The sequence below is a fragment of the Brevibacillus sp. NPDC058079 genome, assembly GCF_042885155.1.
GTDB lineage: Bacteria > Bacillota > Bacilli > Brevibacillales > Brevibacillaceae > Brevibacillus.
The window spans coordinates 106,256-119,011 of the sequence record NZ_JBHVSO010000011.1 but is presented as its reverse complement, the minus strand read 5'-3'; the positions used below and the strand labels follow the sequence as shown (position 1 = coordinate 119,011).

Annotated in this window: 4 protein-coding genes and 1 pseudogene; all 5 read right to left on the bottom strand. The window is 53.9% G+C overall.

The genetic code is table 11. The annotated features are described in order from the left end of the window. Positions 1 to 722 precede the first annotated feature (722 nt). Positions 723 to 3,683, bottom strand: a pseudogene (locus ACFVS2_RS34615) (beta-ketoacyl synthase N-terminal-like domain-containing protein); the annotation flags it as partial. 440 nt (positions 3,684 to 4,123) lie between these two features. Continuing rightward, positions 4,124 to 9,955 carry an SDR family NAD(P)-dependent oxidoreductase gene (locus ACFVS2_RS27270; RefSeq protein WP_390239525.1) on the bottom strand — a complete coding sequence of 1,944 codons (5,832 nt, stop codon included), beginning with the start codon at positions 9,953 to 9,955 and terminating at the stop codon, positions 4,124 to 4,126. Between the two features lie 16 nt (positions 9,956 to 9,971). Continuing rightward, positions 9,972 to 10,718 carry a polyketide synthase gene (locus ACFVS2_RS27265; protein WP_144619018.1) on the bottom strand — a complete coding sequence of 249 codons (747 nt, stop codon included), beginning with the start codon at positions 10,716 to 10,718 and terminating at the stop codon, positions 9,972 to 9,974. 6 nt (positions 10,719 to 10,724) lie between these two features. Then, the gene (locus tag ACFVS2_RS27260) at positions 10,725 to 11,489 is read right to left on the bottom strand and encodes an enoyl-CoA hydratase/isomerase (protein WP_390239524.1); all 765 of its coding nucleotides are present in this window, start codon (positions 11,487 to 11,489) and stop codon (positions 10,725 to 10,727) included. Continuing rightward, positions 11,489 to 12,739 carry a hydroxymethylglutaryl-CoA synthase family protein gene (locus ACFVS2_RS27255; RefSeq protein WP_144619016.1) on the bottom strand — a complete coding sequence of 417 codons (1,251 nt, stop codon included), beginning with the start codon at positions 12,737 to 12,739 and terminating at the stop codon, positions 11,489 to 11,491. Before ACFVS2_RS27255 ends, ACFVS2_RS27260 begins: the two co-directional genes overlap by 1 nt. Positions 12,740 to 12,756 lie beyond the last annotated feature (17 nt).

The window sequence follows — 12,756 nt, the reverse complement described above, 5'->3', positions numbered from 1 at the left end:
AGATAAATGCCGCCCCGGCGGAATTTGGTCGCTTTCGGCTGAAGCCGGGTTTCGCGCACGGAACAAACATGCCGTTCTCCCCTTGTATATAAAGAGCTTCGCACCTTGTCCTGTCCAAGCTCTGTCCACAACGACTCCCAAAGATTGCGGCCCGAACTGCGTTCCACCTGAAAACCGTCCGTAAAGAGATGAACAGACATCCGCACATCCTTCATAAGCGGGCCGATCGAACGCTCAAAGCCGATCCAAGACTCCGCATGGCAGCGTTCGATATCCGTGGAGCACACCGCCGCGGCCAGCAGCCTGATCGACGTAAGGCCAGAGGCATGCATCCCTTGGATGAGAGCGGTTAGTTCGTCCGTCATTTGCGCTGAAGGCACTGTCTCCAAAGGCCATAAAAACAGAATGGCTTCTACCGCCTCTGTCCGGTTGACGTCCGCCAGCACACGTTCGAAGCCGGATGAATCCCACTTATCTATGGAATGCGACCATGTATTCAACGCTTCGCCCTCGTAACGTGACACAAAAACCAGCTTCGTCTTCGGACTTAAGTGGTTAACGGCTTCCGTCAGCTCTAGTTGACGGTGTGAATCCGAAAGGAAGCAAACGACCGTCCGCGGCTGTTCGCGCAGCACTTCCTTCCATTCAGCCGGCTGCCACGTTTCTTGAAACGTCATCACTTCAAAAGGGACCTTAACCGCATCCGGTTCAGAAGCAGCGAGCCAATAGCGTTCCTTAGCAAACGGATAAGTCGGCAGGCTCACCCTGCGCGGAGGTTTGCCGCCGTAGAGCTTCTGCCAATCGATTTCGAGCCCTTTCGTCCAAAGATCAAGCAACTTGCCGTACTTTCCCTTGGCAAACCAGGCATCAATCGCCGTCTGCATATCATCGTCCGCAGCCAGTGCTTGAAACGAATTTCTTCCCCGCTTAACCTGTCCGCGATAAATACCGGGGCCGGCGCCAAACATCCTGTACTGCTCCAGCTTTTCCTTTAGCTCCGCAATTGACGCTGCGGTGAAGGCTAAACGTTCCTCCATCGCCTGCCGGCCAATCTGAAGCGTAAACGCAATATTTGCAAGCTCCTCATTCCGCCATGCCTTTGCCCCGATGGCTTCGGCGAATTGGCGGACGTTCGCTTCCAGACGCTCCTCGTTCATCGCGGATAAAACGATGATTGAAGCGTGCTGTGCTAAGTCCGGACGGTCTTCGGCCTTCTCTGTGAACTCTTGGACGACAAGATGGGCATTCGCTCCTCCGGCACCGAAGGAGGATATGCCGGCGATACGGGGATACGTGATCGTTTCCCCGTCCAAGGCAACGACGGGCCGTTTCCATTCCGTCAGCCGCTGCTGCACCGCAAAAGGCGTCCGCTCGAAGGCGATATTCGGGTTCACTTCGTCCGCGTGCAAAGTCGGCGCAAGCTGTTCATGCTTCATTTGCATCAGCACCTTGGTCAGTCCCGCTATGCCGGCCGCGCTCTCACAGTGGCCGATATTCGATTTAACGGATCCGATCGCACAATAGCCTTGTTCTCCGGCCAGCGGCGAGAATGCTCGCGTCAGCCCCTCGACTTCAATCGGGTCACCGAGCGCCGTTCCAGTACCATGAGCTTCGATATAGCTGACGGCACCCGGATGTACGCCAGACCGCTTTAATGCGTCTTGGATCAACTGCGCTTGAGCGGAAGCGCTGGGTACCGTATAGCCGTTCGTCCGGCCGCCGGCATTCAGCATGCTTCCTTTTATGATGCCGTAAATATGATCGCCGTCCGCAATCGCCGCATGCAACGGCTTGAGGACAACCGCGCCTACACCCTCTCCATCGACGAATCCATCGGCTTGTGCACCGAAGGATTTGCATTGATCACCGGAGGAGAGCATGTTCATTGAAGTTAGCCTCTTGTAGTGGACGGGATCTACAATCAAATTAACGCCGCCTGCAATCGCGCATTCGCTGGTACCGGAATAGATACTCTCGAGCGCAAGGTGGATCGCAGTGAGCGAGGAGGAGCATGCCGTATCGACAGCCAGGCTCGGCCCCTGGAAATTCATAAGATAAGATAGCCGGTTCGCAATGGACCAGAAATTCGCCCCAGTCGAATAATTGCCGTTCATCACTCCGACAAAAACACCAACCTTACCGGAACGGCTTAGACGTTCCGGGGTATAACCGGCATCCTCTATACTCGCATAAGCGGTTTCCAAAAAAATCCGCTCTTGCGGATCCATTCCTTCGGCTTCCTTGGGCGCAATCTGAAAGAATAGCGGGTCGAATTTGTCGATATCATCCAGGAATCCGCCCCATTTGCTATAGACAGCGCCCTCCTTGCCCCGCTCTTCGTCGTAGTAGAGTCTCCAATCCCACCGGTCGGATGGGATTTCGGTAATGCAATTTGTTCCGTGTTTAAGGTTTTCCCAGAACTGTTCTACATTCCGTGCCCCCGGATAACGTCCGGACAAGCCGATGATCGCCACATCCTGTTTGCCTGCCGCTTCGCTCTGTGACATTTCGATGACCGCTTGCTGTTCGTTGATCGGCTCAAGGGCTGCCGGTTCACTATGACGATCTGGCGCTAGATTGCTATCGGGCACTTCTTGCGTATCTAAAATTGAGCTGCCTACTGCTTGTCTCTCCATTCCCGTGAAGCGAAGCATCTCCTCCGGATGGGCTTGCAGCAAATAGTCGGCTAGCGCATTAATCGTTGAGTGCTCGAAAAATAGCGTACTGTTTATTTTGGCGAAATAAGGCCGGAGTGCTTCCGTAAGCTGCACGACCAGAATCGAATCGATTCCGTATGTCTCTAGCGACACGTATGTTTCCATGCGCTGGTATGGAATTTTCAGCGTTTCGCTGATGAGCGCCTTCAGTCGTTCTCTGCCCGTCTCGCGGAGCAACTCCTGGCTTTGTTCATCCTTTTTGGCGGGCAGCGTTGTAGGAGCAATCGGCTTCTGCTCGGGTTGTTCTTCTTCAGCGTTATCCGATCTATCCTCTTGACTTCGTATCCGGATTACACCGTTGCTTTCGGCTACTATAATCTGCTGTCCAAGACCGTGTGAATGCTCAGCAGGGAAAAACACATCGGGGAAGCCCTCCTCCTCCAACAGCGAACGCCACGAATCGGGTGTCAAACCCGGTGATCCCGGCATCCGAAGCTCTTGATCCTCATACAGCCACCAGCCTTCAAGCAGACCGAACGTCAGGTGGATGAACAGATTGCTGCTGCTCATTTCATTGAGGAGCAGCAGACCGCTGCGCTTCAGGACCGTCTTGACGCTTTGGATCGTTGTCTTCATATTTCGAGTTGCATGCAGCACATTGGTTGCAATCGCAAGATCGAATGCGCCTTCCTCAAGGCCCTGCACCGCCGCCGGCTTCTGGGCATCATATAGACGATAGGTCAAAAACGGGTATTGCGGTCCGTACTCATGCTGGGCATGAAGCAAAAACGCTTGAGAAATATCCGTATAGCAGTATTCTGCAATATGCTCCTGCAGCGGTTTAAGTCCGGCCAGCACCCGTGCGCTTGTTCCGCCCGTTCCTGCGCCGATTTCCAAAATGCGCAAGCGGACAGCAGGATCTTCTTGAACCCGTTCCCTAATAAACGCAAGCGTAAGATCCGATACGATCTCATTGAAGTAATCCGCGATATGATTGTTTTTGTAGACACCCTCGACAAGCGTCATCGATCCGTTCGGGAATATAATATCCGTAGCGGCCGTATTTCCGCACAGCACCTGCGGAAGTGCTCGGAGTGCAGCGTCGACAAGGATCATTTGCGCGCCGGAATCCGGGTGATGCCTCCACTGCTCCAAATGCCGATCCCAATGAGCCCAGACGTCTGCATGGTCTTCTTTCCGATTCGAATCGACGACGTATTCGCCGACAACCTCCGATATAAAGCCATAGCGAAGCAAATAATCGATGCTAGTCTCCAACCATCTGTCGTAAAGCCGAGATTGGCCCAGCAATCCGGCCAGCTCCTCCTTGGATTGCCGCTCTCGGTTAAAGAAGCCGGCAGCTTGCAGCTGCACCCAAAGAAGCTTGACCAGAAGCTCTTCTTCCAGGCGTTTCACATCCCGTATGCTCTCCACCATACCGTTCACCTGACCGCTCCTTTCGTCCATTACGATACACCCAGCTTCCCTCTTATATCTGCGATCCTATCCGCCAACTCTCTGAAGCTCCTGTGCCGAATGACCAGCTCCGGCGTTACATCTATTCCGAGCCGTTGATTGATCATTTCCGTGAGTAAACTCATCTTAACCGGATCAAGGCCGTATTCCGCTAATTCCGCGTCGGGTTCTATGTCCTGTTCGTCGACCTTCAAGAGCATTGCTACTGCTTCCCTCACGAGAGACAGCACCTCTGCCCGCTGCTTCGCATCCGAGATGCTTCCCGTCTTTTCCTCTATAGGTCGTGCTGCAGACGAGAGGGCTTGAAAGGGAGCCGGAGCGAAGACGCTTCTGATCCTGCTGATGACTGATCCGAAGCGTTCAGGTAGAACCGTTATATGCTGGTCTGCGGCGGTTTCCTCTATATACAGCGGCTTGGTCGTTTTGACGAAGCACAGTTGATTCACCTTCCCGGCAAGCAGTCTTTCCACGACGTCCATGGCTTCGTCCGGCTCGACGGACCCCATTCCGATCCGGGCCATTTTCTCGCGGAGAGCCTCGTTTGAAACCGTCCCCACACTTCCCCAATACCCCCAATTGATCGTCTTGACGGCACAAGACCATTCGGAGGCGAGCTTCGCTGCGAAAGCGTCGCTAAAAGTACACCCGGCTGTGTAATTGCTCTGACCACGCGATTTCAGAAACGAATTAAAGGATGAAAAGAACAAAACAAAATCCAACTGCTCACGATCAAATACTTGAGCTGTTCTTACAGCTGTGCCGTTTTTGGCTGCATACCCCGCTTCAAACCGCTGCTCGTCCATTTTTGCCAAACTTTGATCGAGCAGGACGATCGCGGAGTGAACAATGCCATGAATACGCGTATACCGCGCCTTTATCGTCTCGTAGGCCTGTTGGAGCGATGCCAAATTTGCCGCATCCGCCCGGATATAGGATGGCGCAGGTCCAAGATCCCCTAACCGTGCGATCTTAGCCCGAATGGCTTCATCCATCTCTCTGCGGCCAATCCACACGATTTGTGCTTGATAGGTACGGATCATATACTCGGTCCATACCTCGCCAATGCCTCCGGCTCCCCCGATGACGACATAAACGCCGCCGTGCCGGTAAGCGGTACGCTCCATCGGCAAGCTTTTGACAGGAACCAACATCTGCTTGTACCAATCGCCTTTTCGGTAGCCCCATGCGTTTCCCTTGGCATCCCTTGGCAGCGATGGCAGAACGTCCAACGGCAGTTCGTCCTTCAGGCCTATATCTAACAGACAAACGCTCCAGTTCGGATATTCCTTCGCCATCGACCCGACCAAACCATGGACACCGGCATGTGCAAAGCCAGATGTTTCGCCTGCACGAATCGGCTGAGCCTCCACGGTGATGATGGACCAGTGCAAGGGCCTCGATCCGAAGCCGATTTCGAGCAGTGACTTTATTAGCCTAAAAAGCTGGAATACCCCATCCTTTTGTTCGCTGATAATACCTTCGTCCCGCACGGTTTGAATCGGATGAACCGGCGAAATCCATATAATATGCTTCAGATCGTTATAGTTGCTCAGCTTCTGAGCCATATCCTCAATCGAAGCTTCGTTTTCAAATGACAGCGGCTGAGCCGCGGGATACCTGTGGTTGATTTGGTTTATTTGCTCTGGCGTTCCGCCGATCACGATGTCGGCATCCGGAACATGCTGCTGGGCTGGCGCTTCGTTGAATGCGGCAAGTTCCCAGGTAGGAAGCAGCAACAATCCATCAGGTAATTGGTGAGAACCATCAGTCTCGGCTTGATGGGGGTTAAAGCTCCATGCCCCTGATTTCCCTGCACTCTTGGTTGCCAATCCCCGCATGGCCGCACAAACATGGCCTTCCTCGTCACACAAATCGATATCGAAGACGCGAAGCGAATCTCCCGAAGCTTCTGCTTTCCTTATGCGGGTGACCGCCCACATCTCTGAAGTACAAGGACGGTAGACCGTAAGCTCCTGAATCGCAAATGGCACATAGGGCCCGTTTGCACAAGCGTCGATTTGGCGTCCATGATTGTGCAGGGCGAAGCCGATCGTGGACTGAGCGGCAGCGTCGAGCAATACCGGATTGCATCCAATCCGCTGCGTCTCGTCACTCAAGGCGGCCGGCAAATGAATCTTAGCGATCGCACAATCTTCGCCGATTTCAATCGTCTTTACTGCTCTATAACCTGGACCATATGCAATTCCCATATTTTCGAAAGCGCCATAGCACGTTTCCGAATCCAGCTTTGCCACCGAGCATTGGGCGCGAATGGCCTGCACGTCCAGCTGAGGAGGGGCAGAAGCCGCATGAATAACAGCTGTCCCTTTGCTATAAATCGGGCCTTCATTCGCATCAGCCTTCGAAGGTCCTGCCAGAATACAAAATGAAACTTGGTTGTCACCCTCCTGCGTTAAGGAAACATGAAGGTGTCCGGCCGTCGCTTTCGCAATAAAAGGCCGCAGCCATACCACATTTTCCAGTGTAATGGCCTGTCCCTTATGCACGTAATCGGTCGCAAGCTCGACTGCAGCACGGGCCATCTCAAGGTAGGCCATTCCTGGCATGATAGACTGTCCGGAGACAACATGGTCTCGCAGCAGCGTCTCCTCATTTGTAAAAGAAGCGCTGAACCGGGTCTTCCCTAACACCGACGTATTTCTGTGCACAAGCGGATGAAGGCGCTCAGTCAAAATCTTCGTATGGAGCAGGTCCCGGTCCGAAGCCTTCGCTTCAAGCCAATACCGCTCCTTCGCAAACGGATAGGTCGGCATGTGGATGCGCTCCCCCCCGTTCACCAAAGGCAGCGCTTGTAAACCCTGCACCCACTTCGTTGCGGCATCGGCAAGCTTTACCGCTTGAGAGGAACTGGTCTCATGCTCCGATGGAAGTTCTTCGCCTGATGCGATCGCATTCCTTATCTGCCGTCTGTTTACTTTCCCAGAGAATACACAAGAAGAAGGCCTCCGCAGCAAATGGTCCTCCATTGCCTGCAGGAGCTCCTCCTTCGTGTTTGCCGTGAACGCCGCACGGACATCCATCTCTTCCCTCCCCGCTTGCAACGTCAACGCCACATCTGACAAACAAATGTCTGTTTCCCGCAGAAGAAAGGCTTTGAGGGATGCGACAGCGTCGTCCAGCCCATCTTCGGTCTTGGCCGATACCGGGAATAATAGCGGTTGATCCATAGGTGGGGCCGAATGTCCGGGCGATTCCGGATTGTATTCCTCAATGACCATATAGGCGTTCGTTCCGCTAAACCCGAAGGAGCTGACGGAGGCCCGTCGAATGCCGGATTCGATCTCCCACTTCTTCAAGGACGTGTTTACAAAGAAGGGGCTTCCATCAAGTCGGATATGCTCATTCAAGGAATCGAAATGAATGGTTGGCGGCAGCATACGGTGCTTCAGCGACTGTACGACCTTGATGACGCCCGATACGCCGGATGCCGCGAGCAAATGACCGATATTGCTCTTAATGGAACCGAGTGCGCAGTAGCCCTTTTTGTCCGTATATGCGGCGAACGATGCCGTAAGGGCTTCGACCTCGATCGGATCGCCGAGCTTTGTTCCTGTACCATGTGCTTCGACAAGCGAAATGGTTTCCGGGTTAATGCCGAATTTATCAAAGACGGATTTCTCCAGCTCTTCCTGTGAAGCGGCGCTGGGCGCTGTAATTCCGTTTGTCTTCCCGTCCTGATTAATACCCCAGCCGCGTATGACGGCATAAACCGGGTCTTTGTCGCGGACCGCATCGGACAGCCGCTTAAGCAGCAGCACGCCCGTTCCTTCCCCCGGAACGAATCCGTTCGCCCTGTTATCGAACGTATAGCAACGCCCATCCTTGGACAGCATCCCGGATTTGCTCGTCATAATATGCATGGCCGGTCCGCTCATGACATTAACGCCGCCGGCCAACGCCATGTCGCAATTGTCCAGGAGCAAGCTGCTGCAGGCCTCGGAAATCGCGACAAGCGAGGAGGAGCAAGCCGTGTCGATCGCCATGCAGGGACCCTTCAAATTCAGCAGGTAGGAGATGCGTGCGCTTAAAATGGAAACCGAGGTCCCCATCAGATTTTGCGCATGGAGCTCTTCTCCTCTCTCCATACGTCCGTAATCGCCGGTGCCGCATCCGGCAAAGACCCCGCAGCGGCTGCCGGACAAGTCGGACGGACGCAGTCCGGCATTCTCGATGCATGCCCAGCTGTTCGCCAGGAATAGCCGCTGCTGCGGATCCATGTATTCCGCTTCCACGGGCGATATTTGGAAAAATAACGGATCAAATTTGTCCGCATCCTCCAAGACGCCCATCCATTTCGAATACGTTTTGCCCGGCTTCTTCGGATCGGGATCGTAGTATCGCTCGAGAGACCAGCGTTCTGCAGGAATCTCGGATACGCAGTCTTCACCTTTGCAAATGTTGTCCCATAATTCGTCAATAGTAGCTGCCTTGGGGAATTGGCCTGACATCCCGATGATGGCAATGCCATCCAGATCAGGCGTTTTCCGGCTTTTCTCCTTGGGCATATCTTCCTGGCTACGGACGGCCGCTTGCGCACTGTGCAATTCAAAGGATTCCTGCCTCTGACTTTTCTGCCTTCGCATCCGCTCGATCAGCTCGTCGGTCCGGTCCGTCATGTCCTCCGCCATACGGCTTATGACGACTTTGCCGATATGCTGGCCACTGCTGACATATTCAAGCGCCTCTTGAATTCGCTGAAAGGGGTAAATCCTGGATACGATGGGTACGATTTTCTCCGTTTGAAGCAGGTCAACCATCACATGGAGCAATTCCTTGTTAAATCCCTTCTGGGCACTTAACCGCCGTAAATCAATGCTATGAATCGTTTGGTTATGTACAAGCCCGGAAAGATCCAGATTTCCGCTCGTCTTCAGCGCATGCACGGCCAGCTCCAGGTAGCGGCCAGAAGGGGCCAAACAATTCAAGCCCTTCTGAATCGCGTCCCCGGCCAGCATATTTAGCACAACATCAACCCCGCGGCCATTGGTTAAGGAGGCGATTTCCCGATCAAAGGGCGAGGCGCTGTAATCGATCGCCGCAGCAACGCCAAGCCTATCAAGCAGATCGAGCTTTTCGGCTTTGCTGCTCGTGCCGTAAATCTTGCAGCCTTTCAAATTCGCCAGCTGCAGGGCGATAAGGCCGCAGCCGCCTGTCGCCGTCTGAATGAGCACCTGCTCGCCGGGCGCAAGCTTCCCTGTCTCGAAAGCGAGATAGACTGTGGAGAAAACGACAGGCAGACTGCACCCATCTTCAAACGTTATGTTGGCAGGCTTCCGGACGGCATTAGCGGCGGCAACGTTCACTTCGCTGGCATGGCCGCCCAGCTGCTTGCCTGTAAGAGCGATGACCTCATCGCCGATCCGGAACTCCTCTACGCCTTTGCCGATGCGTGTGACGATTCCGGCTACTTCAAACCCCGGCACGAATGGATAGTCGGGCATCGTCGGGTATAGCCCGTTTACGCACATGATATCCGGAAAATTAACCGCCGACGCCATGACTTGTATCGTCATTTCACCAAAGCTGGGCTCCGATACAGACCATGGCCGCAAAGAAACCTCGCTGATGTGATGAACGTTTGACACGACCAGGCCGGCAGAATCCGATTTCGCTGACTGCCGGCTGTCGACTTTCAATCCCGCTTTCTCCGGTTCCGGACTGCGGGAATCGGCTTGGTCAGCTGGAGACGGGATTTTCAACCCTTCGGCAGCCTTCAGCGCCATAATTCGACGCTTGGCATCTTCAGAACTAACCTCCCCCGCTTGCAAAGCGCTAAGTATCTCTTGAATATTCACCCTCACACCCCCTGCCTGTTCGCTATTTGCCAAATAAGGATAGAATCTTGTCCCGAACTTCTGTCTGATGGAAGGTTAGCTCATGCATCGCGACTTCTTTCGCAATATAATTCGGGAGCTCGGCTCGCATCGTCTCAACCAGATGGTCCTTCAAAGTAACCAACGAAAGGCGCGGCTTTTCCGCGAGCTGCCGCGCCAGCTCCAGAGCATGGCTCATCACTTGGTCCCGGGGAAGGACCGCGAAAGGCACGCCTCTCTTCTCCAGATCCGCCCCGCGGTAATTGCTACTGCTTAGCAGCATTTCATTGCCCAGGCTCAATCCCAGCTTTCGCGGCAAGATGTACGTTGCGCCCATTCCCGGTGTGAAGCCGTATTTCATGAAATTGGCCGTATAGACACTCTCACGGCTCATGACGACAAAATCGGCAAACATTCCGATCACAAACCCGCCTCCGATCGCATGGCCCTGCATAGCGGATATGACGGGAACCGGGCATTCCAACGCCAGGCTGTAAAAGTTGCTGTCCGTAAATTTCAATTGCCCTTCGAAAATGGCAAGCAAAGCTTCTTGCGTCCCGCCGGAAGCAAAATAAGTATCATACCCGGTCAAAATAACGGCTTTATACCGCTCTGTTTCCTTTACAGTTAGGAAAGCATGCGCCAAACCCTTTACCAGGTCGTCGGAGAACGTGTTTTTGTATACGCGGTCCTGCATTGTGATCAGTGCGATACCCGGCTCGATTTCACGTAGCTCTACAACCGGTTGCATTACACATCAACCTTCCCATGGAAATTGGCCTTTATTGACAAAATTATAGATAGCTGCGAGCGAATCCGGGTCGGCAAACATGGTTTGATTCGCAGCTATTGCCAGCTCCCTGCCTTCCCGGATTAAGGGCTGCAGCTCAATCATATAGCGTTTGTACTTCGCAATCCCTGCCTTCGGTAGACGCTTCAATCGAAGCAGATGACGGCGCAGCAGCGACTCGCTTTCCGGCTCCCAGGCATCGATCAACCCCCAGCGGAGTGCGGTTTCCGCATCGAAGGCCTGTGTCATTAGCGTCATATAATGCGCGCGCTGCATGCCCGTTTTTTGAATAAGAAACGGCATCACACAAGCCGGATACAGGCCGAACAGCAGCTCGGACAGGCTGAATTGGGCCGTCCCGTCCGCCAGAACGATATCGCTTGCGGCGATAAAGCCAAGCCCCCCGGCATTTGCCTTACCCTTGACGTGAGAAAGAACGATGTACGGTCCGGTCCGCATTCTCATCCATAACGCATACAGAGGTTCAGGATTGCTTCGCATGGATCGGCCTTCTGCCATATGAGCGTGAATCTCCTGGAAATCTGCGCCCGTGCAGAATACATGAGGCAGACCTTCCAGCACGACAACCGTCACTTCTTCCTCGCATTGGTCCAGCACGCAGCCCAGTTCCTCTACAAGCTGGTCATTGATCGCGTTGTCCGCTTCGGGCCGGTGCAGTCTGATAAAGCATACGGTTCCCTGATATCGAACATGCAGCGTCTTAAACTCCATTACAGCCACCTGTAAATCCGATGGAAGTCCCGGATCTCTTCCAGGTAAAGCCGTTGCTCGCCCCGCACAGATGCGGGAATCCCTTGCAAGTCGAGCTTCGCGTTACGAGTTCCAAACCGGATGCCGTGACCGCTTCTCAGCATCGCTTCATATTCGTCAAAGCCGAGCAGACGGCGCTCCTGTAGACGTTCGCTCAGCTTGAATTTACGCAGTGCCGCCTGGCTTTGACTTGTGGCGACACCGCTGTAAAATTCCGAGCAGCAGCCGGAGCCGTACGAATAACAGCCGATCCGCTTGGGCGTATCAAATGTCCCATGCTCGATTAGGCCTGCCAGTGACAGGAAAACGGTGCCGCCCATGATATTGCCGACACGCTGGCAAAATCGAATGCCGGGAAGGACACGCTGATTAAAGTCCGCGTCGATCTCCGGCGCTTTGGCCTTCGCGATTCTTCGCATCATCGTGCGATGCGCGCCCTTCACCATACCGCCGAAGGGAGTATGAAACGCTAAATATTGAAACGTATCCTTATAGTCGGCTTCAGGCACCCGCGATTTGTAGGCCATAAAGGTTTGTTCGCAGCAATCCAAATACGTGGACAGCGACAAATCGGAATTGCCTGCTTCACTGTCCGGCATCGGGCGGCACGTATCCATCACTTCATAACCGTAATAACCGCTCGCGCCCGTATCGATTTGGAAGACATACGGCGTATCGCTGACCAGAAGGGCAACAGCTCCGGCTCCCGCGCTTAGCTCTGCATAGGACCAGTCTTCGGTCAGCGAGCTCCCGCCCTTAGCCACGAAAAAACGGGATATGTCCGTGGCGATCACCAGCGCCTTGGCCCCCGGGGATGTACCGGAGAGAATAAATTGGACCGCGGCATGCAGGCCTGCTGTTCCCGAATAGCAGGCCTGCTTGATTTCGTACATCCGGCATCGGCGATTTAAGCCGAGATAATGATGGATATACGTGCTCATCGATTTGCCGAAATCGATGCCGGATTCCGTACAGGTAATCACCAGTTCGATCCGGTTCCGCTCTTCTTCAGACAGCGAATCCACGATCGGCTTCGCTGCATTGACACCGAACGTAATAGGGTCCTCGTAAGACAAGGCAACGGTTTTCTCGAGCATCATCAGATTCTCGAACCGGGCAGTATCCAATTGACGCCTTGCTGCAAGTTCCGGGACATCCAGAAAAGCAGTGCCGCCAAAAACATTCATCGCTTCTATTCCAACTTGAGTCAAGCCCCATTCTCCTTTTC

Excerpts from the sequence above, each read along its gene's own strand:
- ACFVS2_RS27265 (WP_144619018.1), bottom strand. The coding sequence starts at position 10,718 with ATGCAACCGGTTGTAGAGCTACGTGAAATCGAGCCGGGTATCGCACTG.
- ACFVS2_RS27260 (WP_390239524.1), bottom strand. The coding sequence starts at position 11,489 with ATGGAGTTTAAGACGCTGCATGTTCGATATCAGGGAACCGTATGCTTT.